Raw genomic sequence first — 25,346 nt, forward strand, 5'->3', positions numbered from 1 at the left:
CGTTTTCCGTGGGCGCGTCGGCACCTGACGTTGGCCTGTTTGCTAAGGGAGGGTGTGGGCAGATGGTGGGGCTGCTCACACCCGCTCTTTCTATCGCGACGGAGTGAATCCATGATTTGCTATTAATTGGATAGCTTAAAGCGCATGATGGATGCGCGGAGGGCCGCATTTTTCTTGTGTTTTTGCGCTGGCCTGCGCTGCGCTCACCAACGGGCTTCCCACCTGTGCCTTGGGGTTTCGTGCAGCCGATGCAGGAGTCAACTGCAGGCCAGCGGATTGATCAGCCCGGCGGCAAAACCTACGCTCGGGGCATGAAATTCATCCCCAAGGAAAGCCCCATGGCAGTGAGCGTTCGGATCAATGCGGCAGGTGGGCCAGAGGCCCTGCGACTGGAGGCGGTTGAGCCTCAGGTGCCCGGCCCCGGGCAGGTGTGGCTCGAACAGGCGGCCATTGGCGTGAACCCGCTGGACGCGGGCCAGCGCAAGGGGGCGGTAGCCATCCCGTTCCCGTCCGGCCTGGGGCTGGAGGGCGCAGGGCGGGTGGTGGCCGTGGGCCCTGGGGTGCTGAATGTGGCGGTGGGCGATCGTGTGGGCTATGCCACCGGGCCGCTGGGGGCCTATGCCAGCGCCCGCCTGTTCCCGGCCGAGCGGCTGGTCAAGCTGCCCGATGCGCTGGGTTTTGATGAGGCGGCGGCGGTGCTGTTCAAAGGCATCACCGCGCAATACCTGCTCAAGACAACCTATGCCGTCGTGCCCGGAACCAAGGTGCTGATCTATGGGGCGGGCGGGGCGCTGGGGCAGCTCATGTGCGCCTGGGCCCGGCACCTGGGTGCGTTGGTGATGGGAGTAGTCTCCAAACCCGAGAGCGTGGAGCGGGCCCGGGTGGCAGGGTGCGACGCTGTGTTTGTCTTTGACCCCGCCACCTTGCCCGCGCAGGTGCTGGAGGCCACGCAGGGGCACAAGGCGGACGTGGTGTATGACCCCATGGGGCGGGTCACGCTCAACGCGTCGCTGGACTGCCTGCGTCCGCGTGGCCTGCTGGTGTCGTTTGGCGCCACCTCGGGCCTGCCCGCCCCCATCGAGGTGGGCACGCTCAATGCCAAGGGCTCGCTGTTCCTCACCCGCCCGTCGCTGGCCGCGCACACGGCCACGGCGGCGGAGTACCAGGAGCGCGCCCAGGACGTTCTGCAGGCCGTGGCCAGCGGCATCATCACGCCGCACATCTGGCGCCGCTATGCGCTGGCCGATGTGGCGGTGGCCCACGCCGACCTGGAGCAGGGGCGATCGCAAGGTGCGATCATCCTTACCCCGTGACCTTGTGTGGTGCCACGCCGTGGCGCCTTGATCTTTGATGGACCTGCTCGACAGCCAGCATGCCGATGAGTTGGCGACCCTTCTTGCCCTGAGCGATGCGGGCTCGTTCGCTGCCGCGGGCCGCGCCCTGCAGCGCCACCCCTCGGTGCTGTCCAAGCGGCTGAACGCGCTGGAGCGCCGCCTGGGCGTGCGGCTGGTGGAGCGCACCACCCGCCAGCTACAGCTCACGCACGCAGGGCTTCAGCTGGTGGAGAAAGTGCGCGAGGCCATGGGCCTGATCGCACAGGCGCAGACAGAGGCGGCCGAGGGCGCACAGCAGGTGCGCGGGCGATTGCGCGTGTCGGTGCCAGCGGCCATGGGGCGGCGGCTGCTCAGCGCCATGCTGGCGGAGTTTGCGCTGGCCCATCCGCAGGTCACGCTGGAGGTGGAATACGCCGACCGGCTGGTGGACATCGTGGGCGAGCGCTTTGACGCCGCCATCCGCATTGGCAAGCTGGCCGACAGCGGGCTGGTGGCCACGCGGCTGTGCAGCCACCGGCGCATCATGGCCGCAGCGCCGTCCTATCTGCAGCAGCATGGCATGCCGCAGGCGCCCGCCGACCTGATGCAGCACCAGTGCCTGGGTTTCACGGGCCTGGCGTCATACCCCGAATGGCAGCTCACCTCACGCGCGGGCGCCAGCCACACGGTGGTGGTGCACAGCAGCCTGGTGAGCAATGACAACGAAGCGCTGCTCACTGCCGCCACGCTCGGCGCGGGCATCCTGGCCGGGGGCGACTGGCTGATCCAGCCTTGTATCGACGCAGGCCAACTGGTGCGTGTGCTGCCCCAGTGGCAGCTCAATGCCGATGCAGGCATCTACCTGGTGCGGCCCTCGGGCCGGTTCAGCACGGCGGCCATGGCGGCGTTTCGTGCGTGGGTGGTGGACTGGTTTGCGGCCAGGGCACGTGCGGACGAAGCACCGGGCGCCGGGCAGACGCTGCGATGATCGGCCGCGTCCTCTCTCTGTCTTGCCCACCGCCTCGGGCCTTTCTTCCTGTCTGGCCTGGCTGCCGCAGCCAGGCGCTTTGTTTCCACACTCCATGACCCAGGCAACACACCATCCATCCCCCGTGTCGAATCCGCTGGATTCACTCGTCCCATTGCTGTTTGTCGCACTTTGGAGCACGGGTTTCATCGGTGCCAAGCTGGGGCTGCCGTATGTGGAGCCGCTGACCTTTCTAGCGCTGCGCTTTGCCATCGTCACCGTGCTCATGCTGGCCGTGGTGGCGGTGGTGCGTGCGCCCTGGCCACCGGCGGGCAGCGCCTGGGGCCACATCGCGGTGTCGGGCCTGCTGGTGCATGGCGTGTACCTGGGCGGGGTGTTTATGGCCATTGGGCACGGGCTGCCGTCGGGCATCACGGCACTGGTGGTGGGCTTGCAGCCGCTGTTGACTGCACTGGTGGCGGGCGCCTTGCTGGGCGAGAAGGTGCGGCCCGCGCAGTGGGCGGGGCTGGGGCTGGGGTTCGGCGGCGTGGCGCTGGTGGTGGCGGGCAAGGTGGCCACAGTTCCGGCGGGCGCTCTGGTGGGCATGCTGCTGCCTGCCGTGGTGGCGTTGCTGGGCATCACGGCGGGCACGCTGTACCAAAAGCGCTTTTGTCCTTCGTTCGATCTGCGCACGGGCTCGGTCATCCAGTACCTGCCCTGCGCCATCGCCATGGCTGCACTGGCCTATGCCACCGAGTCCATGGCCATCACATGGACGGGTGAGTTTGTGTTTGCGCTGGGCTGGCTGGTGCTGGTGTTGTCGCTCGGCGCGGTGAGCCTGTTGAACCTGCTGATTCGCCGGGGCGGCGCGGTGAACGTGGCCAGCTTGTTCTACCTGACACCGCCCACCACGGCCCTGATCGCCTGGGCCATGTTTGGCGAGACGCTCACCGGTTGGGCGCTGGTGGGGATGGCGTTGGCGGCGGCGGGTGTGTGGCTGGCGCGGCAGACGAGATGAGGGGAGGGCACTGCCATGCCACTCTGTAGAAAACGCAGGGTTGGTGTGGCAGCCTGGGTGACGTGTAGCGAGTTTGCTATTGTATTTGTAGCTGTTTGCGCTTTGTGGATGCGCGCAAAGGCCACTTTTTCTTGAATTTTTGCTTGCTGCTGAATGATATGGGCCCTGTCAGGCAGCGGGGTGCACGGCAACGATGTTCAGTGGCCCCGAAATGGAGAGCCCGCTGAAACCCATGGAGGATTCCAGCGCAGACACATGGCCGCCCTCCGCCCACACATCCACCAGCGCATCTTTCGCTCCAAACTGGCAGGCAATGGTGGCGACGCGGAATGTGTCCGTGCGAGCAAAGAGAAGCGGTGCCGGCCATCGGACCTGAAACCAGCGTTTGCACTGGAATTCGATGCGCTTCCAGTCGGATGGGCGGCGAATGTGGTTGATGCAGTCCACCTGCTTCGCCAGCAACACCGCCTCAGCCGGTGGCAGCGCGGAAGCGGTGGCTTGGAGCAGCGCTTTCTCGAACGGCAGCAGCTGGTTGGTGGGCGTCGGCGCGACGATGGGCCGGAGAGACCCGGTCAGTGCAACCATGGCACTGGCCTCAGAGTTTGCGCAGCCGTTCCAGCGCCGCCCGCAGCGTCTCGTCCTTCTTGGCGAAGCAGAACCGCACAACACGCTGGTCAAACCCGTCGCCATAAAACGCCGACAACGGAATCGCCGCCACGCCCACCTCGCGGGTCAGCCACTGGCAGAAATCGGCCTCGTTCAAGTCGCTGATGGCCGAGATGTCCACGCACTGGAAGTAGCTGCCGGTGCTGGGCAGCAGCTTGAAGCGTGAGCCTGCCAGCCCTTCGCGGAACAGCTCGCGCTTGGCCTGGTAGAACGCGGGCAGTTGCAGGTAGGGCGTGGGGTCTTGCAGGTAGGCGGCCAGCCCGTGCTGCACGGGGGTGTTGACAGTGAACACATTGAACTGGTGCACCTTGCGGAACTCGGCCGTCAGCGCGGCAGGGGCCGCCACGGTGCCGACCTTCCAGCCGGTGACGTGGAAGGTTTTTCCAAAGCTGGAGACGATGAACGCGCGGGCGGCCAGGCCTGCAAAGCGCGCGGCGCTCTGGTGCTCGGCGCCGTCGAACACCATGTGTTCGTACACCTCGTCGCTGATGAGCAGGATGTCGGTAGGGGCGAGCAGGTCTTCGAGCTGGCGCATTTCCTCGGCCGTCCAAATGGTGGCGCTGGGGTTGTGCGGGCTGTTGATGATGATGGCGCGGGTGCGGGGCGTGATGGCCGCGCTGATCTTGGCAAAGTCAGGGCGGAAGGTGCCGGGCGTGAGCGGCACGCGCACCGCCTTGCCACCGGCCAGCTCGATGTTGGGCACGTAGCTGTCGTAGCAGGGGTCGAGCACGATCACTTCGTCGCCCGCGTGCACGATGGCCAGGATGGCGGTGATGATGGCCTGCGTGGCGCCTGCGGTGATGGTGATTTCGGTGTTGGGGTTGTAGGCGCGGCCGTGCAGCGCCTCGATCTTGCGGGCAACGGCTTCGCGCAGGGCGGGCACGCCGGGCATGGGCGGGTACTGGTTGTGCCCAGCCTGCATAGCGGCGGTGACGGCGTTCACCAGTTCGGGGGCGCACTCAAAGTCGGGGAAGCCCTGGCCCAGGTTGACGGCCTTGTGTTCGGTGGCCAGGGCGGACATCACGGTGAAGATGGTGGTGCCGACGTTGGGCAGCTTGCTGGGGAAGGCGGGTGTGCGGGCGGTGGTGGAGGTCATGGCGCAGCAGCTTGAAATGCGGGGAAATTCGGGAAGAGTGAGGGGGCTTCTGGTGGGGAGCGCAGGTCAGAGTTCGTAGTCGTTGACATGGCCCGTCATCGCGCGGGCAATCAGCTCGCGGCTCAGGCGGTCGCTGAGCAACTCGGCAAACTTGTAGACAAAGTTGCGCAGGTAGGCGCCGCGTTTGAAGGCCACGCGGGCCACGCTCTGGCCGAACAAGTGGCCCACGGGGCGCACGGCCAGGTCGCCCACCGGGTCATCGCGCATGGCCATCTCGGCCACGATGCCGATGCCCAGGCCCAGGCGCACATAGGTCTTGATCACGTCGGAGTCGATGGCTTCGAGCACGATGCGGGGCGTGAGCTTGCGCGCCGCGAAGGCGTGGTCGATCTTGCCCCGGCCGGTGAAAGAAGGGTGGTAGGTGATGAGGGCCTCATGGGCCAGGTCATCCAAACCAATGCGTTCCTTTTGCGCCAGCGGGTGGTCGTTGGGCACGACCAGCACGTGCTGCCATTCGTAGCAGGGCAGGGTGACGAGTTCGGGGTAGTCGGCCAGCGACTCGGTGGCCATGCCGATCTCGGCCACCTCGTCGATGATCATGCGGGCCACTTCGTGAGGCGTGGCCTGGTGCAGGCTCACGTTGACCTTGGGATAGGCCTCGCGCAGGCGGGCCACGGGCACCGGCAGCACATAGCGCGCCTGGGTGTGCGTGGTGGCGATGCTAAGGGTGCCGCTGTCTTGCGCGCTGAACTGCTCGCCAATGCGCTTCAGGTTGCCGACCTCGCGCATGATGACTTCGATGCTCTTGAGCACATGCTGGCCGGGCTCGGTGATGCGCTTGAGGCGCTTGCCGTGGCGGGCAAAGATGTCCACGCCCAGTTCTTCTTCCAGCTCAATGATGGCTTTGGAGACGCCCGGCTGCGAGGTGTGCAGGGCCTTGGCGGCTTCGGTCAGGTTGAGGTTGCGGCGCGCCGCCTCTTGAACGAAGCGGAATTGGTGCAGGTTCATATCTGATATCGCCTAAAGATTTGCATCATTATGCTGCAATCGTCTAAGCGCTATCGGGCACCTTCACAGAATTTTCAGTCCCCCGGAGCCTCGCAGGCAATGTCCGCCATCAGGGCCGTCATGCGTGGGTCTTCGCCGATCGCGGCCTGGACGTGGAACTGCACGCCGGGGTGGGCGGCATGGAGTTCCTGCACCAGCACGGGCAGGTCTTCGCGTGCATGTTTGCCCGTGCCGAGGAACATGGGCACCACGGTGACGTGGGTGGCGCCCAGGCTGACGAGCTGCTGGGTAGCATCTGCCAGGCTAGGGGTGCACAGCTCCAGATAGGCGCACGCCACGGGGCGTGTGGGGTGCTGCGCTGCAATGCGCGCGGCCACGGCTTCGATGGGCGCGCGCCACAGCGGGTCGCGGGAGCCGTGGGAGAACAGGACGATGGCGTTGTGCATGGGGTGTGGAATGGCGTGCTGCCGCAGTCAGCGCCGCAGCACCAGCCAGCCGAAGGCGGCCAGGGAGAGCACGGAATAGATCAGCCCCGGCGCCGCCGCCGTGAGCATGGGCGACCAGTTCTGCAGATTGCCTGCGTAGCCGAACACGTTATTGAGCAGGAAGAAGCTGATGCCCGCCATCACGCCGCCAAACACATAGCCCGCAATGCCGCCCGAGCGGAAATGCAGATAGGCAAAGGGCAGGGCCAGCACCACCATCACCAGGCAGGAGAGGGGGTAGAACACCTTGCGCCAGAACTCGATCTCGTACTTCTGGGCCGATTGGCCGTTGGCGTTCAGGTGCCGGATGAACTGGAAAAGGTCCAGCGTGGCCATGCGGTCGGGCTTGAGCAGGGAGGCGGCCACCATGTCGGCACTGATGCGCGTGGGCCACTGCAGGCTGGGGGTGTCGAGGTGTTCGACGCGTGCTTCACCCTTGTCGTCGGTGGCGCTGCGGTGTTCGAAGCGGCTGCGTTGCACTTTCTCCAGTGCCCAGGCGCCATCCGAGCCGAACTGGCCCGACGCGGCCCGGGTCTGCGAGGCGAGGCGCCCTTTGTCGTCAAACTCGAAAATGCGCACATCCAGCATGCCGCCATTGGGGGTTAGCGCGCGCACGTTGACGGCAAAGGAGTGGTTGTCCTGCCGTTCCTTGAGCCACGCTCCTGTGGCGCCAGTAGTCAGCTTGCCGAGATAGCGCACCTTGATGAGCTGGGCGGTGCGGTCCGTCAGCGGTGCCAGGTAGTCGCCCACGGCAAAGGTCAGCACCACAAACACCCCGCCCAGGGTGACCAGGGTGCGCAGTGCGCGCCAGGGCCCCATGCCGCTGGTGCGCATGATGGTGAATTCGGAGCTTTGGGCCAGCCGCGCCATCACAAAGATGGTGCCGATGAGCACGGTGATGGGGAGCAACTCGTAGAGGTGGCTGGGAATGCTGAGCACCACAAACAGGAGCGCGTGCGATAGCTGGTAGCCCTCGGACCCTGTGCGTCCCACCCAGCGCAACTCATCGACCAGGTCAAAGAAGAAGAACAGTGCCAGGAATCCGACCGTGACGAAGGTGACGGCGGACAGGGCTTCGCGGTGGATCAGGCGGCGGATGGTCTTCATGCGGGCTGCCCTCCTGACGCCTGTGCAGGCCGTGGCGACAGCAGGCGCCGCACGGTCCACTGGTTGTGTCGCACGGCCAGCACCAGCAGCGACACGGCCAGCATGCCGCCATGCAGCAGAACCATGAAGCTCACCAGGCCCAGCCGCCCCGCACCCACCCAGCTTTGGCCCAGGGTCATGAGGTTGTAGTAGACGATGAACGCGAACAGTGCAAACACCAGGCTGGTGCTGCGTGCGGCGCGCGGGTTGGCGCTGGCCACGGCCAGGCCCAGCAGCACAAAGTTGAGGGCGGCCAGTGCCAGGCCCAGGCGCCAGCCCAGTTCAGCCTGGTAGGCGGGCAGAGGGCGCATGAGCAGTTCGAAGGTGGTGCGTGTCTTCACCGCCAGCTCTTCGGCGGAGCCCGGTGATGCGGTGCCAATGCGGGTCCCGTATTCGGAGAAATCACTGATCTTGACGCCAGGCTTGTCGCGCGAGGTCTCCAGCCGCTGGCCGTTGCTCAGCAGCACCATGCGCTCGCCTGCCTGGGTCTCCAGCCGTGCGCTGCGGGCCGAGGTGACGGATTCACGTGTGCCGTCGTTGGCTGCAATGAAGACGTTGTTGGCGGCCTGGGTGTCGGGGCTGTCCTTGTCAATGAAAAACACCCGGCTACCGTTGGATGACTCCTGGAATTCACCGGGTGCGATGCGGTCGATGTCGCTGCGCTGCTCGTAGCGGGTCTTGAGTTCCTGGATCTGCGAGTTGGCCCAGGGCCAGACCAGGAGGGACAGCACGGCAATCACCACCATCACGGGCCAGGCAAACCGCAGCAGCGGCTTGACCAGGCTCATCAGGCCCCGGCCGCTGGCAAACCAGATCACCATTTCGCTGTCGCGGTACATGCGCGAGAGGGTGCCGACCACGGCAATGAACAGACTCAGGCTGAGGATGATGGGCAATTGCCCCAGGACGGTGAAGCCCATGACCAGCATCACGTCGGAGGGGCTCACACTGCCTTTGGAGGCCTGGCCGAGCGTGCGGATGAGCATCATGGTCATGACCACGGTCACCAGCACCACAAGCGTCGCGCCGAAGCTGCGTGCCAGCTCTTTGCGAAGGGATGAATCGAATAACATTGGCTCAGCGCGTGCTATGCATTTTTGCGAGCGCATCAAAGCGCATGGCCCGCTCAAAAGGAAAACACCGATTATGAACTTTGATCTCAAGACCCTGGATTTGACGGCGGCTGCTTCGGAAAAATGCGACCTGCTGGTGGTGCTGATTCCGGAAGGTTTCAAACCGGGGGCGGATGCCCTGTCTGCCCTGGTGGCGCTGGCGCTCAAGAACGGAGATCTTTCGCTGAAGGCTGGCAAACAGCTGCAGCTGTACCAAGTGCCCGCTGTGGCTGCGCGCCGCGTGGTTCTGGTGGGTGGCGGCGATGGCGCTGCGCGTGCGGTGCGGCAGGCCGTGCTGGCAGCGGGCGGCGCAATCAAGGCCCCACACACCAAGCGGGTGGTGTTGTGCTGGGCAGGCGCTGCTGCGGCGGATGCCGTGGGCGCCGCCGTGCAGGCGGTGGCCGAGGCCAGCTACGTCTACACCACCACCAAATCGAAGGCCGAGGCCCGCAGCCTGGGGCGTTGTGTGATCGGTGTCGCCAGTCCCGCCGATGTGCGAGAGGGTTTTGACAGCGGTGTGGCGTTGGTGGCGGGGGTGGAGTTTGCCCGCGAATGGGGCAACCGCCCGGCCAACCATGCAACGCCCAGCCTGCTGGCCGATGCCGCCAAGACGCTGGCCAAGCTGCCACGCATCCAGTGCAAGGTGCATGGCCCGGCAGAGGTCAGCCGCTTGGGCATGGGCGCCTTCATGGCCGTGGCCCGTGGTTCCGAAGAGCCTCTGCGGTTTATCGAGCTGCGCTACAACGGTGCTGCCAAGGACAAGGCGCCGGTGGTGCTGGTGGGCAAGGGCATCACTTTTGACACGGGTGGCATCTCGATCAAGCCCGCGCCCGAAATGGACGAGATGAAGTTCGACATGTGTGGTGCGGCCAGCGTGCTGGGCACGTTCCGCGCGCTGGGCGAACTGCAGCCCGCCATCAACGTGGTGGGACTGATACCCGCCTGCGAGAACATGCCCGATGGCCGTGCGGTGAAGCCCGGGGATGTGGTCACCAGCATGAGCGGCCAGACCATCGAGATATTGAACACCGACGCGGAAGGGCGCCTGGTGCTGTGCGATGCATTGACCTATGCAGCCCGCTTCAAGCCTGCCGCAGTGGTGGACATTGCCACCCTGACCGGTGCCTGTGTGATTGCGCTGGGCGGTGTTCGCAGCGGCCTGTTCGCCAACAACGATGGCCTGGCTGCAGCGCTGCAGCAGGCGGGTGAATCCGCGCAAGATCCCTGCTGGCGCATGCCCCTGGACGACGACTACGCCGATGGCCTCAAGAGCAACTTTGCCGACATGGGCAATGTGGCCGGGCGTGCGGGTGGTTCGATCACGGCCGCCAAGTTTTTGCAGAAGTTTGTGGGCGACATGCCCTGGGCGCATCTGGACATTGCTGGCACGGCCTGGCGTGGCGGTGCCGCCAAGGGGGCCACGGGTCGCCCTGTGGGGTTGCTGGTGCACTACCTGCTCGGCCAGGCGCAAGCAAAGGCGGCCGGCAAAGCAGCATCCGTGCCGCGCGCGGCTGCCAAGCCGACGGCGAAGCGCACGCCCCGCTCCAAAGCGGCTTGATGGGTTGCCTGGGCTCACCATGACCGAGGTTGCCTTCCACTTCAATGCGCCCGACAAGCTGGCCTATGCGTGCCGTTTTGCGCGCAAGGTACAGCGCAGCGGGGCGCGCCTGGTGATCACGGCCCCCACTGAGGCGCTGGAGACCCTGGATCGCATGCTCTGGGCCCTGGCGCCGCAGGACTTTGTGGCCCACTGCCGCAGCGATGCGGACGAAGAGCTGGTTCTGGCATCTCCGGTGTTGTTGGCGGTCGATGTGCGTTCGGCGGCGCACCATGAGGTGCTGCTGAATCTCCACGCCGAGGTTCCGGAAGGTTTTGGTCGGTTTGACCGGCTGGTGGAAGTGGTCAGCGCCCATGATGAAGCCGACCGTGCCGGAGCGCGTACGCGCTGGCGCCACTATGCCTCGCGGGGTTACGCCATCACGCGCCACGATCTGGTGCTGAAAGGCGGCTGATGGCTACGCCGCCCAAAGGTCCCCCCCGTTTTGTGCCCACCCTCACCGAAGTGGTGCAGGTGCCGGGCACACCGCCGGCGTCCAAGCCGGTGGAGCCCCGGGCGCGTACCACCGTCATGCCACCGCCGCACACCCCTGCGCCCGCAGGCGTTGTGCGGCAGCCCGGTGGTGTTTCATTGCCTGCCATGCCCCGGCACGGGAGCGCACCGGTGGCTGCAACTGCCGGTGGGTTGAGTGGTGTGCGGATACATGCCAGCGGCGCTCAGGTGCCGGGAAATCCGCCCCATCCACCGCATCCGCCGGGTATCCAGGCGCGTGCACCAGACACCACCCCGCCGCCAGTGGCTGCGGTGGTGGCACGGCCCATGCCCGAAGGCATGGAGGAATACATGGTGCACCGTGTCATGCAGCGTGTGGACGTTGTGCTGGATCAACGTCTGCGCGAAGCGATCGCCACGGTGGTGCAAGAACAGACAAGATCGGTGCTGCCCAGGCTGCGGGAAGAGATTGAATCGGTGGTCCGCCACGCGGTGTACGAGGCCGTGGCGGAGGAGCTGGCCAGCGGCGCGCCCAAGGCTGGCAAGGGATGACAGGGTATTCCCTTGTGGTTTCCCCCGCATTTAATCGTGTTCCCTAATGATCTGGCCCGTAAATTGCGATATGTTCGCCTGCGTTGAGACACAAGAACATTCTCAGCGTTTATCTTTACTGGAGATTGATATGCAATTGAAGTTGAAACTGACCGTGGTTGCTGCTATCGCAGCTGCAGCTGGTGTGGCCTCTGCACAAGAGCAGGTGGTCAAGATCGGCCACGTGGCTCCGGTTTCCGGCGCCCAAGCCCACTACGGCAAGGACAACGAAAATGGCGCCCGCATGGCCATTGAAGAGCTGAACGCTCAAGGTGTCACCATCGGTGGCAAGAAGATCAAGTTCGAACTGGTCGCTGAAGACGACGCTGCTGATCCAAAGCAAGGCACCGCTGCCGCACAGAAACTGTGCGATGCCAAGGTGGCTGGCGTGGTTGGCCACCTCAACTCCGGTACCACCATCCCCGCTTCCAAGGTCTACAACGACTGCGGCATTCCCCACGTCACCGGTGCTGCCACCAACCCCAACCTGACCAAGCCCGGCTACAAGACCACCTTCCGTATCATCGCCAACGACAACGCCCTGGGCGCTGGTCTGGCGTTCTACGCTGTGGACACGCTGAAGCTGAAGACCGTCGCCATTATCGACGACCGTACCGCTTACGGCCAAGGCGTGGCAGACGTGTTCAAGAAGACTGCTGCAGCCAAGGGCATGAAGGTGGTGGACGAGCAGTTCACGACCGACAAGGCCACCGACTTCATGGCGATCCTGACCGCCATCAAGGCCAAGAACCCCGACGCCATCTTCTACGGCGGTATGGACCCCCAAGGCGGCCCAATGCTGCGCCAGATGGAACAACTGGGCATGGGCAACGTGAAGTATTTCGGTGGTGACGGCATCTGCACCTCTGAAATCGCCAAGCTGGCTGCCGGTGCCAAGACCCTGGGCAACGTGATCTGCGCCGAAGGTGGTTCTTCGCTGGCCAAGATGCCTGGCGGTACGGCCTGGAAGGCCAAGTACGACGCCAAGTATCCCAACCAGTTCCAGGTGTACAGCCCCTACACCTACGACGCCACGTTCCTGATCGTGGACGCCATGAAGCGTGCCAACTCGGTGGACCCCAAGGTCTACACGCCTGAGCTGGCCAAATCCAACTTCAAGGGCGTGACCTCCACGATCGCCTTCGAACCCAACGGCGAAATGAAGAACCCAGCGATCACGCTGTACGTTTACAAGGACGGCAAGAAGACCCCTCTGTAATGGAGCGTCTTCATTCTGCGGGGCGCTGAGGCGCCTTGTAGACAACAAAAAAGGCTTCCTTCGGGAAGCCTTTTTGTTGGAATGAACGGATATGCGGACCCTCGGTCTGCGCCCCTGTCTTTAGCGGAGTAGTGGGCTGCTGTGGTCCTACCGGCGAACTTGCAGTGAGCCAGGGTTAACGATGTTGGTTGGTGTGCCCTTGATGAAGTTCACCACGTTGTCGAAGGCCGCACCAAAGTAGAGCTCGTAGCTGTCTTGTTCGACATACCCGATGTGGGGCGTGCAGATGCAGTTCTCCAGGCGCAGCAAGGCGTGGCCTTGCAGGATGGGTTCGCTTTCGAAGACATCGACGGCAGCCATGCCGGGGCGTCCCCGGTTGAGGGCTGCAATCAATGCGTCGGGTTCAATGAGTTCGGCGCGCGAGGTGTTGACCAGCAGGGACGTGGGCTTCATGCACGACAGGTCTTCCAGCGAAATGATGCCCCGGGTCTCGTCATTCAGACGCAGATGCAATGAGATGACGTCGCACTGTGAAAAGAACTCCTCGCGTGTGGTGGCGGCTTGGTAGCCATCTGTGAGTGCCTGTGCGCGCGAACCCTCGCGGCCCCAGACGCGCACATTCATGCCGAAAGCCCGGCCGTAACCCGCCACCAGTTGCCCGATACGTCCGTAGCCCCAGATGCCGAGTGTTTTTCCACGCAGCACATTGCCCAGCCCAAAATTGGCAGGCATGGACGCGGTCTTCAATCCGGACTGCTGCCAGGCGCCATGTTTGAGGTTGGAGATGTACTGCGGCAGCCTGCGCATGGAGGCCATCACAAGTGCCCATGTCAGCTCGGCAGGCGCCACAGGCGATCCCACACCTTCTGCCACGGCGATCCCGCGCTCGGTGCAGGCTGCCACATCAATGTGACTACCGATCTTGCCTGTTTGGGCAATGAGTTTGAGGCGGGGCAGCTTCTCGACGAGCTGGCGCGTGATCTGCGTGCGCTCCCTCACCAGCACGATGATGTCTGCGTCTTTGAGCCGCACAGAGAGCTGGCCCAGTCCCTTGACGGTGTTGGTGTAAACCTTGGCGGTGTACGCGTCGAGCCGGGAAGCGCAATGCAGCTTGCGCACTGCATCCTGGTAGTCGTCGAGGATCACAATGTTCATCCCGACATTGTGCCTTGGCGGGAACTGCGCACCGCACCGGGTGGCCGCTTGGCGCACCAAAATCCCCGGCTTTTGGTGACGGAGTGTTGGTGCGCCACGGTGGTGCTCACGCAGGCGCCTGTGGCCCGGTGGATCTGCTATCCAGGCTGGTGCACCGCCTGGTAGGGCGGCGTTGACGAGGTGTCTGCTCCAAGGGGCTGCTGTACCTGATGGATTGTCAGGGTCCGTTCAAGGGCTGTTCTTGGGGGCCGAGTGATAGCAAGCGTTCATCCTTCAGGCATGCGCTGCATCCCATTTGGCGGCACGAGCAAGGCGGGCAACAACGAGCGCAGCCACCAGCTGCCATGCCCTTGAGATCGCGCTGTAAAGAGCCGAGCTTGCGGGGGGGGGGGCAGCCCATCTTCGCTTCTGATCGGTGCAGCTTGCGGTGTGCGTCCCGCATACACCGCCTGGGTGGCGCAGCGAGTTCCATGAACGGGTTTTGGACAGGCGCTAAGCCCGCATGGCCTCAGAGGCCACCATGCGATCCAGCTCTGCACATACGTCGGCCATCCGGCCTGCAATCACCAGGCGACCTGTGCCAGCGTCAGACACTCGCCGCACGACTTTGGGCGACCGCAGGCTGCTGGCATGGGGATCGGTGGGCAGTGCTGAAAAAAATGCGTGGCGGTGGCTGCCCATGGGGGTGGCCATGGGCAGAAAAGATCTGCCTGCTGGCGCAGGCTGTCGATTGGGGGTCTCGGATGGGCGAAGTGGAGGCTTCACCGTGAAAGGCCAGTTGCCACGCAATGGCCGTGGGCCCTGCTGCGGGGTAGGTGGGCGCGGGCGTCCTACTACTGCGACGTTTGCGTCCACTGCGGTATCTGCACGCGCAGGGTGTACCAACAGGCGCTTCAGGCCGCGCAGCGGATTTTGCAAGGCGGTAAGGGTAAACAAGGCAATTCCCATGTGAAAACTCCGAAGGTCGGGGGTTGAACACAGGCAGGATTGCAAAGTGATTTCATGCCATGCTTTTTTGCCGATGGCTGGAGGGCGCGATGACCCCTGCGGCGCGCGGGAGTGGCACCACAAGGCAAATCAACAGCGCCGCTTTTGCATCGGCTGGTGGCATGGCATGGGGTCTGCACCGCAGGGCTGGTGTGCTGTTTCAGCCCACCAAACGCCCGCCACCCGCAGTGCAGCCCAAAAGGATGGGGCTACATCAGCATGGTGTTGCGGATGAGCCCCACGGCCAGGCCTTCGATTTCGAAGGGCTCGCCGGGCTGGACCACGATGACCGGGTAGTCGGGGTTTTCGGGCAGCAGCTCGATGGCCGTGGCCGTGCGGCGCAGGCGCTTGACGGTGACATCGTCACCCAGCCGGGCCACGATGATCTGCCCGTTGCGGGCTTCGCGGGTGGACTGCACGGCCAGCAGGTCGCCGTCCATGATGCCGGCATCGCGCATGGACATGCCGCGCACCTTGAGCAGGTAGTCGGGCTTGTGCTGGAAAAGGCTGTTCTCCACGCTGTAGGTCTGGTCCACATGTTCCTGCGCGAGAATGGGCGACCCTGCTGCCACGCGCCCCACCAGGGGCAGCACCAGTTGCGACAGGCCTGGAATAGGCAAGTTGAACTGGCTGCCACGTGCAGCGTTGATGGAGCGCACCGTATCGCCACGCAGGCGAATGCCCCGCGATGTGCCGCTGACCAGTTCGATCACACCTTTGCGGGCCAGGGCCTGAAGGTGTTCTTCGGCCGCATTGGCCGATTTGAAACCCAGCTCGGCCGCGATTTCTGCGCGGGTAGGGGGTGCACCGGTGCGTGCAATGGCGGTCTGGATGAGGTCCAGAATCTGCTGCTGGCGGGCGGTGAGTTTGGGGTTGTCGAGCATGGTGGTTTCCGGTGGCGGCGGTTACAGTGGCGAACAACTGTTTTTTAATCCAGTAACTGTATTTTTCACCAGTTTTTCGGAGTATGCAAGTGAGTGGGCAAAAAATTGTGGTTTTGGGCACCGGGGGCACCATTGCAGGCACCTCGGCGCAGGCAGGAGACAACATCGGCTACACCGCCGCCCAGGTCGGTGTGGAACAACTGCTGGCCGCCGTGCCGGGCCTGCAGGCGCTGGCTGGGGGCATGCTGGTGGCCGAGCAGGTGGCCCAGGTGGACAGCAAGGACATGGATGACGGCGTATGGCGGGCGTTGGCCCAGCGCTGCGCACACCATTTGGCAGACCCGGATGTGCGGGGGCTGGTTATTACCCACGGCACTGACACGCTCGAAGAGACTGCCTGGTTTCTGCAAGAGGTGCTGAGCACCAATAAGCCCGTGGTACTGACCTGCGCCATGCGCCCTGCGACGGCTCTGACACCCGATGGTCCGCAGAACCTGCTGGACGCCGTGGCCGTGGTGCTGGCCCCTGATGCCACCGGTGTGGTGGCGGTGGCAGCCGGAGAAGTGCATGCCGCACGGCATGTCCAGAAGGTCCACCCCTACCGGGTGCATGCATTTACCTCTGGCGATGCGGGCCCGGTGGGCTGGGTGGAAGAGGGGCGGGTGCGTCTTATGCAAAATTGGCCTCTACCGCCTGTTGGACGTGCTTCTTCTGCTATCAAAAGAGGAATGGAAGCTACCGAATGGCCTTGGGTGGAGGTGGTGCTGAGCCACGCAGGGGCACGGGCCCAGACTGTGGATGCGCTGGTGCATGCCGGTGTGCGAGGCCTGGTGGTGGCCTGCACCGGTAACGGGACCATTCACCATGCGCTGGAAGCCGCCTTGCTGAGCGCGCAGCAGGCCGGTGTGCGGGTGGTGCGGGCCACCCGGTGCGCCGAGGGCCAGGTGCTGCCCAAGCCTGGCGACCAATTGCCGGATTCTCAGGGGTTGTCGCCGGTGAAGGCGCGGGTGGCGCTGCTGCTCGACTTGCTGCAGGCAGGCTGACGGGACGGCTGTCGATGTTTGCGGCACTCAAGACGCATGCCTGGGCCTACCCGGCGCTGGAAGTCGTGCACATCGTGGGCATCGCGCTGCTGCTGGGCAACCTGGTGCTGCTGGAGCTGCGGGTGTTTGGCCGGGGGGCAGCGCTGCCGGTGAAGGACCTGGCGCGGCTGAGCCTGTCGCTGGCGCTGTGTGGTTTCGGGCTGGCGGCCGCCTCGGGTCTGCTGATGTTTGCCACTCAGCCCGCCGAGCTGCTCAGCAGCCGGGCATTCACCTTGAAGATGCTGTTGTTAATGCTTGCCGGGTGCAATGCGGCATGGTTTCATGGGCGCGGCTCGCTCACGCGGCTGGATGGCCTGGCCCGCGCGCAGATGCTGGCTTCCACGGTGGTCTGGTTGGCCGTGGTGGTGTGTGGCCGCTGGATCGCCTATTTGTGAAGCCTGTCCGGTTCCTTTTTCCTTGAGGAGTCCCTATGAACTTGCCGCGCCGCCACCTGCTGCTTGCCGCCTCCGTCTGGCCCCTGGGGGCGCAGGCGCACCATGGCTGGAGCAGTTTTGACCCGGACCGCCCCATCTATCTGGAAGGCACCGCGCGCAAGGTGCGCTGGCAGAACCCCCACGCTGAACTGTCGCTGGAGCTTGCTGCCAACCTGAAGCTGCCTGCCGATCTGGCGCAGCGCCCGGTGCCAGCGCAGACTGCGCCGGTGGATGGCCGGGCGCTGTTGGCCAAAGCCGTGCTGCCCAACCGCAAGGACCGGCTCTGGGAGGTCGAGCTGGCGCCCCTCACACGCATGCAGGCATGGCAGGTGCAGGAGATTCGGCCAGGCGCCCTGGTGTCGGTGGTGGGGTTCACCTTGCGCGAAGAGAAGGGGGATCCGGTGCTGCGTGCCGAATACCTGTATGTCGATGGCAAGGCCTATGGCCTGCGGTCCAGTCCGGCCTGACGGGACCGCGATACAAGACTGGTGAGATGCCGCGCCGGTGAGCGCCTTGGCACCATGAAAAAAGCGACGCCCTTGCGCAGGGCGTCGCCGGGACCGCTCTATCAGCGCGGTGGATCTGTGAGGCGGCGGCAGGCGGTGTGTTGCGTCTGCCTTCCCCCGCCGGTGCGTCTTAGCTGGCCAGGGCCTGCAGTGCGCGTGCCGTGATTTCGTCCACGCTGCCCGTGCCGCTGATGGCGCGGTACTTGGGGGCTGCGGCGGGTTCGGCCTTGGCCCAGTTGCTGTAGTAGTCCACCAGCGGGCGCGTCTGGTCGCTGTAGACCTGCAGGCGCTTCTTGACGGTTTCTTCCTTGTCGTCCTCGCGCTGGATCAGCTCTTCGCCCGTGATGTCGTCCTTGCCTTCGACCTTGGGGGGATTGAACTTGACATGGTAGGTGCGGCCGCTGGCGGGGTGTGAGCGGCGGCCGCTCATGCGTTCGATGATGGCGTCAAAGGGCACGTCGATTTCGAGCACATAGTCGAGCTTGACGCCTGCCGCCTTCATGGCGTCGGCCTGGGGGATGGTGCGGGGGAAGCCGTCGAAGAGGAAGCCCTTGGCGCAGTCGGGCTGCGTGATGCGTTCCTTGACCAGACCGATGATGATGTCGTCACTGACCAGGGCGCCCGAGTCCATCACGGCCTTGGCCTGCAGGCCCAGGGGGGTGCCGGCCTTGACGGCGGCACGCAGCATGTCGCCGGTGGAGATTTGCGGGATGCCGTACTTCTGGCAGATGAACGTGGCTTGCGTGCCCTTTCCGGCGCCAGGCGCGCCCAACAGAATCAGTCTCATGGAAGTCCTCGAAGGTTAGAAATCGGGTGGCGCCGCTGGCGGGGACGTTCGAAGGGCGCCTGTAGCCGTTCTGTGCGCCCGGGATGCGGTGCTCTCGTTGCGGTCGAGGATAGCATGCGACCACCTTGCGCTGACTTACATGGGCGACTGTCTTCCCGCCGCCGCACCACAGCGGGGCGGTGCGGGTGGGGCGAGGTGCTCAGCGGAACAGGCTGCGCACCCGCTCCAGGTCTTCGGGCGTGTCCACGCCCGGGCCTGGGGCCGTTTCGGCCAAGTGCACGGCAATGCGGTGGCCATGCCAGAGGGCACGCAGTTGCTCCAGCGCCTCGACCGCCTCGGTCGGTGCCGGGGCCAGTTGCGGGAACTGCCGCAAGAAACCGGCGCGGTAGCTGTAGATGCCGATGTGCCGCAGCGGTGCAAACCCCGCCAGCGCCGCCACACCCGGGGCCGCAGCTTGCGCAGCGCCCTGCCACCAGGCGGTGCCCACATGGTCGCGCGCAAAGGGGATGGGCGCGCGGCTGAAGTAGTGCGCCAGGCCCCGTGCGTCCAGCACCACCTTCACCACATTGGGGTTGGTCACGTCGGTCAGTGAGGCAATGGCATGGGCTGCCGTGCCCATGCTGGCTTCGGGCCGCTGCGCGTCGCTGTCCTGCAGCAGGCCCGCCACGGCGTTGATGAGCGCCGGGTCCATCAAGGGTTCGTCGCCCTGCACGTTGACCACGATGTCGTCGCCGTCCAGACCCAGCTGCGTGCAGGCCTCTGCCAGGCGGTCGCTGCCGCTGGCGTGGTCGGGGCGGGTCATGATGGCCTGCACGCCATGGGCTGCGCAGGCCTGCAGGATGCGGGCATCGTCAGCGGCCACCACCACGCGGGAGGCGGCACTCCGCGCTGCGCGCTGGGCCACACGCACCACCATGGGCAGCCCGGCGATGTCGGCCAGCGGCTTGTCGGGCAGGCGGCTTGACGCCATGCGCGCCGGGATCAGCACCGTGAAGGGGCTGGCGGCTGCCGGGGTGGCTGTGGCGCTCACTGCTCCAGTTCCTCGTCGGTGAGGGTGCGGGCTTCGTTTTCCAGCAGCACCGGAATGCCGTCACGCACGGGGTAGGCCAGCCGCGCGCTGCGCGAGACGAGTTCCTGCGCCTCGCGGTTGTAGGTCAGGGGGCCTTTGGTGACGGGGCAGACCAGCAGTTCAAGCAGTTTGGGGTCCATGGGGCAGGGCTTTCCGGGAGGGTTCAGCAGGGTGGGGCAGGCCCATTCAGGCAGGGGGGGATGATAGCGGCGGCCTGTGTGCTGCGGCCTTGGCGATCAGTGCCGACAGCTTGGCATCCAGCGCGGCAAAAAAGCGGGGGTCGATGTGCACGGCCAAGGGCACGGCCAGCACGTTGGGGTGCAAGGCCCATAGCTTGACGGCATCTTTTTCGGTGCAAATCACGGCCTTCCGCGCATTCAGTGGGCGCTTCCAGCTATTGAAATCATAGTGATCCGGGAGAGCCTCGGTGTGTTCCAGGGTCAGTCCTTCGGACTGCAGCATGGCAAAGAAGTCACCGGGCCGCGCCACGGCTGCCAGCGCGTGCAGAGGCTGGCCGCGCAGTTGCGCCAGCGGCACCTGGCTGCCATCGGACCGCACCGCCCAGGGCACCAGGCGGCGCTGCAGGCCGAAGACTGCGGTTGGGGCGGGGGCGGATGATCCAACGGGCGCTGCGTCGCCCGCATGCAGCACAAAGTCCACGGGGCGTGGCCAGGGCTCGCGCAGCGGACCTGCGGGCAGCAGCCAGCCGTTGCCTACGCCCTGGTCGTTGAAGATGCAGATTTCCAGGTCGCGCTTCAGCGCCAGGTGCTGCAGGCCGTCGTCGCAGACGATCACATCGGTGCCAGGATGTGCCGCCAGCAGTGCGCGCGCGGCCGCGATGCGGTGCGGCGCCACAAACACCGGCACGGCGGCATCGCCCGCGAAGCTGCGTGCGATCAGCGCGGGCTCGTCGCCCACTTCAGCGGCCGGGCTGTTAGGCAGTACCGCTCGGCAGTCCTGGGTGCTGCGACCATAGCCGCGTGAGATCACACCCACCCGCAGGCCCTGTGCCTGCAGATGTGTCACCAGCGCGATGACCACCGGGGTCTTGCCTGCGCCCCCGGCAATCACGTTGCCCACGACGATCACGGGGCGGCCTGGGTGCTCAGCGTGCAGCAGGCCGATGCGGTAGAGCGTGCGGCGCAGCGCCACCAGGGCGCCATACAGCAGCGAGATGGGCCACAAGGCCCAGGCGGCCCAGCCGCGCTTTTGCCAGATTTGTTGCAGGCCTTGTTCGGCGGTGGCGCGCCCGGCAGGCGGGCGGGAGGAGGATGAAGGGGGCGCTGCCGGGGGCGGCTGTGGCCCGGGGGCGCCCATGCGCGTCAGCGGCTGGCCGCGCCGGTCGCGCGTGCGGACGCAGACGACGACTGTGTGGCAAAGGTGATTTGCGTGAGGCCCACGCGGCGCGCTGCCTCCATCACCGTGACCACGGACTGGTGCGGAGCCATGGCGTCGGCGCTGATGATGACCACGCTGCCAGGGCCCGCCGTGGCTGCACCGCGCAGGGCTTGGGCGATGGAGTCCACACCCTTGCCGTCCACGCCGTTCTTGTTGACCGCATAACGGCCATCGGCCGCCACGGCGACGATGATTTCCTTGGGGTGGTCGCGCTGCTGCTCGGCGTCGGCCACGGGCAGGGTGAGCTGCAGCTCGGTGAACTTGCTGTAGGTGGTGGTCAGCATCAGAAAGATGAGGATCACCAGCAGCACGTCGATGAACGGGATCAGGTTGATCTCCGGCTCTTCCTTGGCGCGGGGGCGGAAGTTCATGGGGCTTGGGGTTGGCTTTACTTGGCTTTGCGCAGACGCAGGATGTGGCGCACGAATTGCTCCGAAGCCAGCTCCAGCGTGAGCAGATACGCATCCACGCGGGCGCGGAAGTAGCGCCAGAAGATCAGCGCCGGGATGGCCACGATGAGGCCAAACGCCGTGTTGTAGAGCGCAATCGAGATGCCATGCGCCAGCTGGGCCGGGTTACCGCCTCCCATGGCCTGGCCCACGCCACCGCCGCCCGACTGCGAGCCAAAGATCTCGATCATGCCGATCACGGTGCCCAGCAGGCCCAGCAGGGGCGCGGCCGAGGCGATGGTGGCCAGGGCCGAGAGGTACTTCTCCAGCCGGTGCGCCACCGCGCGGCCCGTGCCTTCCATGGCGGCGCGCAGGTCGGTTTCGCTGCACTGGGGGTTGCTGTTGAGGGTGCGCAGGCCGCTGGCCAGCACTTCGCCCAGGGCCGAGTTCTGCGCCAGCTGGTTCACCACATCGGGGGTGGGCAGGGCCTTGGACGACACGGTGATCGCTTCATCCAGCAATTTCGGGGGGGCGACGCGGGCCGTCTTGAGGGCCACAAAACGTTCGAAAATCAGCGCCATTCCCAGGACGGAACACGCAATCAGGGGCCAGATCGGCCAGCCTGCGGCTTGTATGATGGACAGCAAATCTCTCTCCGCGCAGATGAAAGCAATCGGCGATTATGGCCCAGCTTGCGGGGGCTGCCGAGTCACAAACCGTTACCTTGCTGCGCATGCCCCCCGCCGCCCCGCTCACCCACAAAATCTGTGGATAACTTTGTGGGCAACCCCTGTTTCAGGCCTTGCAAAGTGGCTCCACGCCGTGCTTGCAACAGATTGATGAAAAATTGCGCAATGAAAAGTCCTTATAAATCAATGACTTGTACGTCCGCTGGTGTTTTGCGGGCAATTTTTGGTTATGTGCCTGTGGTAACCGCCGTTGGCCAGATTCTGTGGAGTACTTGCGCGGCGCGCGCGGCGCAAACGCCCGCCGTTTCTCATGTTTGAGCGCACCAACCCAGGCGTGGCGCCGCGTGTGTGGGAAGTTGGCGCGCTGTGCCGCGCCATTGCTGATGCGCTGGAGGCCCGCTTCAATCCTGTGGCGGTGCGCGGCGAGATAACGGGCTTCTCGCGCGCATCCAGCGGGCATTGTTATTTTTCGATCAAGGACGCCAACGGCCAGCTGCGCTGCGCCATGTTCCGACGTGCCGCCAGCCTGCTTGACTTTTCGCCGCGCGATGGTGAATTGGTGGAGGTGCGGGGGCGCCTCGGTGTGTACGAGGCGCGCGGCGACCTTCAGTTCATCGTGGAGAGCATGCAGCGCGCGGGGCAGGGCGCGCTGTTTGAGCAGTTCCTGCGCCTGAAGGCCCAGCTGGATGCCGAAGGCTTGTTCGACACCGCCCGCAAGCGCCCGCTGCCGCTGCAGCCACGGGGCATTGGCCTCGTCACCTCGACCGGTGCAGCTGCATTGCACGATGTGGTGACTGCGTTGCGCCGCCGGGTGCCGCACATTCCGGTGGTGCTGGTGCCAGCGCAGGTCCAGGGGGCGGCCGCGCCGCCATCGATTGTTGCGGCGCTATCAAAACTGTATCTGCTTGCGCAAGCGGGGCGGGCGGAAGAGGGCAGTTTGCCTTCCCATCCGCCCATCGATGTGATCCTGCTGGTGCGCGGTGGCGGCTCCATCGAAGACCTGTGGGCCTTCAACGACGAACAGCTGGCCCGCACCATCGTGCAAAGCCCCGTGCCCCTCATCAGCGGCGTGGGGCACGAGACCGACTTCACCATTGCCGACTTCTGCGCCGACCTGCGCGCGCCCACGCCCACGGCTGCGGCCGAGCTGGTGGCGCAGCCGCGCGATGTGTGGCTGGGTGCATTGGGCTTGCTGGCTGGGCGCCTGGCCGATGGCGTGGAACGCCAGCTTGACGCGCGCCACCAGCGGCTGGACCAGGCCGCCGCGCGGCTGGGCCGCCCCTCAGGCCTGGTCGCGCGCGAGCAACTGCAGCTGGCCCGCCTGGCCCAGCGCATGCGCCATGGTGTGCTCCTGAAAATGCAGCGCATGGGCCAATCCCAACAGGCGCTAGAGGCCGATTTGCCCCAAAAACTGCAGCGCGCCGTGGCGCAGCACAGCGAACGGCTGGAGCGCGCCGCCCTGCGCCTGGACCTGCTGGACCCGCGCCTGGTGCTGCAGCGCGGCTATGCGCTGCTGGCCGACACCGATGGGCGGGCGGTGACCAGCGTGCGGCAGGCGCCGCTGGGTGCTGCACTGCGCGCCACGCTGGCCGATGGGGCGGTGGATCTGACGGTGGCGCCCCCGCGCTTGTTGTGAGCGTGCAGGGGCAGGAGGACCCAGGCAGCCGAATTTTTCGGGGCATTGGGGTCCATCGATGTCTCCCTGAGCCTGCACAGGTCACCTGATGTTCCTACAATGCCCCCTCGCGCTGTGTCCGACTGCATTGCTCAGGAAAGAACCTGCGGCAGACGGCATCCCAGAATTTCAAACCACGAGGAAACACCACCATGGAACACACCCTTCCCCCGCTGCCCTACGCCATCGACGCCCTGGCTCCGAACTACAGCCAGGAAACCCTGGAGTACCACCACGGCAAGCACCACAACGCCTACGTGGTGAACCTCAACAACCTGCAAAAGGGCACCGAGTTCGAATCCATGACGCTCGAAGAGATCGTCAAGAAGTCGAGCGGCGGCATCTACAACAACGCTGCGCAGATCTGGAACCACACCTTCTTCTGGAACTGCATGGCCCCCCAGGGTGGCGGCGAGCCTTCGGGCGCACTGGCTGCAGCCATCAACGCCAAGTGGGGCAGCTACGCCGCCTTCAAGGAAGCCTTTGTGAAGTCTGCCGTGGGCAACTTCGGTTCGGGCTGGACCTGGCTGGTGAAGAAGGCCGATGGCAGCGTGGACATCGTCAACACCGGCGCCGCCGGCACGCCCCTGACCACGGCCGACAAGGCCCTGCTGACGGTGGACGTGTGGGAACACGCGTACTACATCGACTACCGCAATATGCGTCCCAAGTTTGTCGAGACCTTCCTCGACAAGCTGGTGAATTGGAAGTTTGCTGAAGCCAACTTCGCCTGATCCAGAGCGTCAGGCTGCCGGGTTGTGTGCCCGGCGGCTGAGCAACAAAAAACGGCCCTCGGGCCGTTTTTTTGTTGGTGCTTTAAAAATTTTTAGGCCGTTTGCACGCGTCCATCAAGCGATATTTGCTATTCAAATAATAGCAATTGAGGCGCCGCGGAATGGTCATTTGCGGCTGAACGGCGCACCGGCCAGTTTGGCGCCTGCCTTGATGCCCTTCTTGGCAAACCAGCCCTGGTTCATCTCCAGCACAAACCGCACGGGCTTGGCCGAGCAGTGGGAGTCCAGCGTCTGGGGCTTCATGTCGGCCAGGTTGACGATGGTGCCGTCGTCATCCACAAACGCGGCTGTGAGCGGCAGCAGCGTGTTTTTCATCCAGAAGCATTGCTGCGCAGGCTGTTCAAACACAAACAGCATGCCCTCGTGCTGGGGCATCTCCTTGCGGTGCATGAGCCCTGTCTGGCGCTCCTGGGGGGTTGCGGCCACCTGGGCGTCGATGCGGTGCATGCCAGCGGTCAGCTCCACGCGCTGCAGATTCAGCTGCGGGCCTTCCTGGGCCTGGACGGCGGTGGTGGGGGTGGCCACCAGGGCACCAGCCACCAGCAAGGCACCCCAGGCCCCGGCCACGTGGCGGGCGAGGCGGGGAATGCCCATGGCTGCGCGCAGGGCGCCAAACGGAAGGGTGGGGGTAGCGCGTGAGGCGGTCATGGGCGAGGCTTTCTGGTCAACGGAAAACAAGGCAAAACAGCGGGCGGGGCCAGGAGGGGACTGCACGGGGAGCAGAAAGTTCTGGCTGTGCAGGCAGGGAGGGGCTGCCGCACCAAAGAAAACGCCCGCAGATGCGGGCGATTTTGAATCAGTGAAGGCCCGAAAACCCGGGGGCGGG

Annotated in this window: 27 protein-coding genes; 12 read left to right on the top strand and 15 right to left on the bottom strand. The window is 65.2% G+C overall.

The features are described from left to right. Positions 1-338 precede the first annotated feature (338 nt). From ACSQ3O_RS12130 to ACSQ3O_RS12140, 3 genes are all read left to right on the top strand, one after another. Positions 339-1,313, top strand: coding sequence for a quinone oxidoreductase family protein (locus tag ACSQ3O_RS12130; RefSeq protein WP_436139033.1), 975 nt, complete (start codon positions 339-341; stop codon positions 1,311-1,313). A gap of 37 nt (positions 1,314-1,350) precedes the next feature. Further along, positions 1,351-2,301, top strand: coding sequence for a LysR family transcriptional regulator (locus ACSQ3O_RS12135; RefSeq protein ID WP_436139034.1), 951 nt, complete (start codon positions 1,351-1,353; stop codon positions 2,299-2,301). Between the two features lie 94 nt (positions 2,302-2,395). Continuing rightward, the gene (locus tag ACSQ3O_RS12140) at positions 2,396-3,298 is read left to right on the top strand and encodes a DMT family transporter (protein WP_436139035.1); all 903 of its coding nucleotides are present in this window, start codon (positions 2,396-2,398) and stop codon (positions 3,296-3,298) included. Positions 3,299-3,466: 168 nt separating this feature from the next. On the opposite strand, the gene ACSQ3O_RS12145 is transcribed toward ACSQ3O_RS12140, so the two are convergent. The 6 genes from ACSQ3O_RS12145 to lptF all read right to left on the bottom strand — a co-directional run bounded on the left by ACSQ3O_RS12145 (position 3,467) and on the right by lptF (position 8,772). Further along, complete coding sequence (locus ACSQ3O_RS12145; RefSeq protein WP_436139036.1) at positions 3,467-3,883, bottom strand: hypothetical protein; 417 nt, start codon at positions 3,881-3,883, stop codon at positions 3,467-3,469. 10 nt (positions 3,884-3,893) lie between these two features. Continuing rightward, positions 3,894-5,060, bottom strand: a complete 1,167-nt coding sequence (locus tag ACSQ3O_RS12150; RefSeq protein ID WP_436139037.1) for a pyridoxal phosphate-dependent aminotransferase — start codon at positions 5,058-5,060, stop codon at positions 3,894-3,896. Between the two features lie 66 nt (positions 5,061-5,126). After that, entirely contained in the window at positions 5,127-6,068 is a 942-nt protein-coding gene (locus tag ACSQ3O_RS12155; protein ID WP_056062356.1) for a CysB family HTH-type transcriptional regulator, read from the bottom strand. 74 nt (positions 6,069-6,142) lie between these two features. Further along, complete coding sequence (locus ACSQ3O_RS12160) at positions 6,143-6,514, bottom strand: sirohydrochlorin chelatase (protein ID WP_436139038.1); 372 nt, start codon at positions 6,512-6,514, stop codon at positions 6,143-6,145. 27 nt (positions 6,515-6,541) lie between these two features. Next, complete coding sequence (lptG, locus tag ACSQ3O_RS12165; RefSeq protein WP_137747855.1) at positions 6,542-7,660, bottom strand: LPS export ABC transporter permease LptG; 1,119 nt, start codon at positions 7,658-7,660, stop codon at positions 6,542-6,544. Next, positions 7,657-8,772 (bottom strand): LPS export ABC transporter permease LptF, encoded by a 1,116-nt coding sequence (gene lptF, locus ACSQ3O_RS12170; RefSeq protein ID WP_436139039.1) that lies wholly within the window; start codon positions 8,770-8,772, stop codon positions 7,657-7,659. The genes lptG and lptF overlap by 4 nt, the downstream gene beginning before the upstream one ends. A 73-nt stretch (positions 8,773-8,845) precedes the next feature. Here lptF and ACSQ3O_RS12175 point away from each other — a divergent pair, with 73 nt between their 5' ends. The 4 genes from ACSQ3O_RS12175 to ACSQ3O_RS12190 all read left to right on the top strand — a co-directional run bounded on the left by ACSQ3O_RS12175 (position 8,846) and on the right by ACSQ3O_RS12190 (position 12,671). After that, positions 8,846-10,369, top strand: coding sequence for a leucyl aminopeptidase (locus tag ACSQ3O_RS12175; protein WP_436139040.1), 1,524 nt, complete (start codon positions 8,846-8,848; stop codon positions 10,367-10,369). 19 nt (positions 10,370-10,388) lie between these two features. Beyond that, on the top strand, positions 10,389-10,823 hold the full coding sequence (locus ACSQ3O_RS12180) for a DNA polymerase III subunit chi (RefSeq protein WP_137747852.1): 435 nt from the start codon (positions 10,389-10,391) through the stop codon (positions 10,821-10,823). Beyond that, positions 10,823-11,413, top strand: a complete 591-nt coding sequence (locus ACSQ3O_RS12185) for a hypothetical protein (protein ID WP_436139041.1) — start codon at positions 10,823-10,825, stop codon at positions 11,411-11,413. Before ACSQ3O_RS12180 ends, ACSQ3O_RS12185 begins: the two co-directional genes overlap by 1 nt. Before the next feature lie 130 nt (positions 11,414-11,543). Further along, on the top strand, positions 11,544-12,671 hold the full coding sequence (locus ACSQ3O_RS12190; protein WP_137747850.1) for a branched-chain amino acid ABC transporter substrate-binding protein: 1,128 nt from the start codon (positions 11,544-11,546) through the stop codon (positions 12,669-12,671). Between the two features lie 147 nt (positions 12,672-12,818). On the opposite strand, the gene ACSQ3O_RS12195 is transcribed toward ACSQ3O_RS12190, so the two are convergent. Together ACSQ3O_RS12195 and lexA are read right to left on the bottom strand one after the other, a co-directional pair. Then, on the bottom strand, positions 12,819-13,826 hold the full coding sequence (locus ACSQ3O_RS12195) for a D-2-hydroxyacid dehydrogenase family protein (protein WP_298456758.1): 1,008 nt from the start codon (positions 13,824-13,826) through the stop codon (positions 12,819-12,821). A gap of 1,196 nt (positions 13,827-15,022) precedes the next feature. Then, positions 15,023-15,697, bottom strand: coding sequence for a transcriptional repressor LexA (gene lexA / locus ACSQ3O_RS12200; RefSeq protein WP_137747847.1), 675 nt, complete (start codon positions 15,695-15,697; stop codon positions 15,023-15,025). 83 nt (positions 15,698-15,780) lie between these two features. On the opposite strand from lexA, the gene ACSQ3O_RS12205 reads away from it, so the two are divergent. From ACSQ3O_RS12205 to ACSQ3O_RS12215, 3 genes are read left to right on the top strand one after another with little or no spacing between them, the layout of a single operon-like run. Beyond that, positions 15,781-16,740: an asparaginase gene (locus ACSQ3O_RS12205; protein ID WP_436139042.1), complete on the top strand. Its 960-nt coding sequence runs from the start codon at positions 15,781-15,783 to the stop codon at positions 16,738-16,740. Between the two features lie 14 nt (positions 16,741-16,754). After that, positions 16,755-17,174: a hypothetical protein gene (locus ACSQ3O_RS12210; protein ID WP_436139043.1), complete on the top strand. Its 420-nt coding sequence runs from the start codon at positions 16,755-16,757 to the stop codon at positions 17,172-17,174. A 35-nt stretch (positions 17,175-17,209) separates the two neighbouring features. Next, positions 17,210-17,680: a DUF6152 family protein gene (locus ACSQ3O_RS12215; protein WP_436139044.1), complete on the top strand. Its 471-nt coding sequence runs from the start codon at positions 17,210-17,212 to the stop codon at positions 17,678-17,680. A gap of 169 nt (positions 17,681-17,849) precedes the next feature. On the opposite strand, the gene adk is transcribed toward ACSQ3O_RS12215, so the two are convergent. From adk to ACSQ3O_RS12245, 6 genes are all read right to left on the bottom strand, one after another. Beyond that, positions 17,850-18,506 (bottom strand): adenylate kinase, encoded by a 657-nt coding sequence (gene adk, locus ACSQ3O_RS12220; RefSeq protein WP_137747844.1) that lies wholly within the window; start codon positions 18,504-18,506, stop codon positions 17,850-17,852. A 199-nt stretch (positions 18,507-18,705) separates the two neighbouring features. Then, positions 18,706-19,536: a 3-deoxy-manno-octulosonate cytidylyltransferase gene (gene kdsB, locus ACSQ3O_RS12225; RefSeq protein WP_137747843.1), complete on the bottom strand. Its 831-nt coding sequence runs from the start codon at positions 19,534-19,536 to the stop codon at positions 18,706-18,708. After that, positions 19,533-19,715 carry a Trm112 family protein gene (locus ACSQ3O_RS12230; protein WP_008905871.1) on the bottom strand — a complete coding sequence of 61 codons (183 nt, stop codon included), beginning with the start codon at positions 19,713-19,715 and terminating at the stop codon, positions 19,533-19,535. The genes kdsB and ACSQ3O_RS12230 overlap by 4 nt, the downstream gene beginning before the upstream one ends. A 46-nt stretch (positions 19,716-19,761) precedes the next feature. Continuing rightward, positions 19,762-20,892, bottom strand: coding sequence for a tetraacyldisaccharide 4'-kinase (gene lpxK / locus ACSQ3O_RS12235; RefSeq protein WP_436139045.1), 1,131 nt, complete (start codon positions 20,890-20,892; stop codon positions 19,762-19,764). A 5-nt stretch (positions 20,893-20,897) separates the two neighbouring features. Further along, a complete protein-coding gene (locus ACSQ3O_RS12240; protein ID WP_298456742.1) occupies positions 20,898-21,344 on the bottom strand; it encodes an ExbD/TolR family protein in 447 nt (148 codons plus the stop codon). A gap of 17 nt (positions 21,345-21,361) precedes the next feature. Continuing rightward, the gene (locus ACSQ3O_RS12245) at positions 21,362-22,009 is read right to left on the bottom strand and encodes a MotA/TolQ/ExbB proton channel family protein (protein WP_137747840.1); all 648 of its coding nucleotides are present in this window, start codon (positions 22,007-22,009) and stop codon (positions 21,362-21,364) included. A 352-nt stretch (positions 22,010-22,361) separates the two neighbouring features. On the opposite strand from ACSQ3O_RS12245, the gene xseA reads away from it, so the two are divergent. After that, complete coding sequence (gene xseA / locus ACSQ3O_RS12250; RefSeq protein WP_436139046.1) at positions 22,362-23,687, top strand: exodeoxyribonuclease VII large subunit; 1,326 nt, start codon at positions 22,362-22,364, stop codon at positions 23,685-23,687. 191 nt (positions 23,688-23,878) lie between these two features. Then, positions 23,879-24,460 (top strand): superoxide dismutase, encoded by a 582-nt coding sequence (locus ACSQ3O_RS12255; RefSeq protein ID WP_137747838.1) that lies wholly within the window; start codon positions 23,879-23,881, stop codon positions 24,458-24,460. A gap of 165 nt (positions 24,461-24,625) precedes the next feature. Here ACSQ3O_RS12255 and ACSQ3O_RS12260 read toward each other — a convergent pair whose 3' ends face one another. Beyond that, entirely contained in the window at positions 24,626-25,114 is a 489-nt protein-coding gene (locus ACSQ3O_RS12260) for a DUF192 domain-containing protein (RefSeq protein WP_436141117.1), read from the bottom strand. Positions 25,115-25,346: the final 232 nt, after the last annotated feature.

Source organism: Acidovorax sp. LjRoot74 (assembly GCF_964254355.1).
Classification (GTDB): domain Bacteria; phylum Pseudomonadota; class Gammaproteobacteria; order Burkholderiales; family Burkholderiaceae_C; genus Acidovorax.

What these genes read in the sequence shown, in the direction of transcription:
- ACSQ3O_RS12145 (WP_436139036.1), bottom strand. Translation starts at nt 3,883, where the DNA reads ATGGTTGCACTGACCGGGTCTCTCCGGCCCATCGTCGCGCCGACGCCC.
- ACSQ3O_RS12135 (WP_436139034.1), top strand. Translation starts at nt 1,351, where the DNA reads ATGGACCTGCTCGACAGCCAGCATGCCGATGAGTTGGCGACCCTTCTT.
- lexA (WP_137747847.1), bottom strand. Translation starts at nt 15,697, where the DNA reads ATGCTCGACAACCCCAAACTCACCGCCCGCCAGCAGCAGATTCTGGAC.
- ACSQ3O_RS12195 (WP_298456758.1), bottom strand. Translation starts at nt 13,826, where the DNA reads ATGAACATTGTGATCCTCGACGACTACCAGGATGCAGTGCGCAAGCTG.
- ACSQ3O_RS12130 (WP_436139033.1), top strand. Translation starts at nt 339, where the DNA reads ATGGCAGTGAGCGTTCGGATCAATGCGGCAGGTGGGCCAGAGGCCCTG.
- ACSQ3O_RS12205 (WP_436139042.1), top strand. Translation starts at nt 15,781, where the DNA reads ATGCAAGTGAGTGGGCAAAAAATTGTGGTTTTGGGCACCGGGGGCACC.
- lptF (WP_436139039.1), bottom strand. Translation starts at nt 8,772, where the DNA reads ATGTTATTCGATTCATCCCTTCGCAAAGAGCTGGCACGCAGCTTCGGC.
- ACSQ3O_RS12185 (WP_436139041.1), top strand. Translation starts at nt 10,823, where the DNA reads ATGGCTACGCCGCCCAAAGGTCCCCCCCGTTTTGTGCCCACCCTCACC.
- ACSQ3O_RS12155 (WP_056062356.1), bottom strand. Translation starts at nt 6,068, where the DNA reads ATGAACCTGCACCAATTCCGCTTCGTTCAAGAGGCGGCGCGCCGCAAC.
- ACSQ3O_RS12230 (WP_008905871.1), bottom strand. Translation starts at nt 19,715, where the DNA reads ATGGACCCCAAACTGCTTGAACTGCTGGTCTGCCCCGTCACCAAAGGC.
- ACSQ3O_RS12150 (WP_436139037.1), bottom strand. Translation starts at nt 5,060, where the DNA reads ATGACCTCCACCACCGCCCGCACACCCGCCTTCCCCAGCAAGCTGCCC.
- lpxK (WP_436139045.1), bottom strand. Translation starts at nt 20,892, where the DNA reads ATGGGCGCCCCCGGGCCACAGCCGCCCCCGGCAGCGCCCCCTTCATCC.
- adk (WP_137747844.1), bottom strand. Translation starts at nt 18,506, where the DNA reads ATGAGACTGATTCTGTTGGGCGCGCCTGGCGCCGGAAAGGGCACGCAA.
- ACSQ3O_RS12215 (WP_436139044.1), top strand. Translation starts at nt 17,210, where the DNA reads ATGAACTTGCCGCGCCGCCACCTGCTGCTTGCCGCCTCCGTCTGGCCC.
- ACSQ3O_RS12160 (WP_436139038.1), bottom strand. Translation starts at nt 6,514, where the DNA reads ATGCACAACGCCATCGTCCTGTTCTCCCACGGCTCCCGCGACCCGCTG.
- ACSQ3O_RS12210 (WP_436139043.1), top strand. Translation starts at nt 16,755, where the DNA reads ATGTTTGCGGCACTCAAGACGCATGCCTGGGCCTACCCGGCGCTGGAA.
- ACSQ3O_RS12255 (WP_137747838.1), top strand. Translation starts at nt 23,879, where the DNA reads ATGGAACACACCCTTCCCCCGCTGCCCTACGCCATCGACGCCCTGGCT.
- ACSQ3O_RS12260 (WP_436141117.1), bottom strand. Translation starts at nt 25,114, where the DNA reads ATGGGCATTCCCCGCCTCGCCCGCCACGTGGCCGGGGCCTGGGGTGCC.
- ACSQ3O_RS12175 (WP_436139040.1), top strand. Translation starts at nt 8,846, where the DNA reads ATGAACTTTGATCTCAAGACCCTGGATTTGACGGCGGCTGCTTCGGAA.
- ACSQ3O_RS12240 (WP_298456742.1), bottom strand. Translation starts at nt 21,344, where the DNA reads ATGAACTTCCGCCCCCGCGCCAAGGAAGAGCCGGAGATCAACCTGATC.
- ACSQ3O_RS12180 (WP_137747852.1), top strand. Translation starts at nt 10,389, where the DNA reads ATGACCGAGGTTGCCTTCCACTTCAATGCGCCCGACAAGCTGGCCTAT.
- xseA (WP_436139046.1), top strand. Translation starts at nt 22,362, where the DNA reads ATGTTTGAGCGCACCAACCCAGGCGTGGCGCCGCGTGTGTGGGAAGTT.
- lptG (WP_137747855.1), bottom strand. Translation starts at nt 7,660, where the DNA reads ATGAAGACCATCCGCCGCCTGATCCACCGCGAAGCCCTGTCCGCCGTC.
- ACSQ3O_RS12190 (WP_137747850.1), top strand. Translation starts at nt 11,544, where the DNA reads ATGCAATTGAAGTTGAAACTGACCGTGGTTGCTGCTATCGCAGCTGCA.
- ACSQ3O_RS12140 (WP_436139035.1), top strand. Translation starts at nt 2,396, where the DNA reads ATGACCCAGGCAACACACCATCCATCCCCCGTGTCGAATCCGCTGGAT.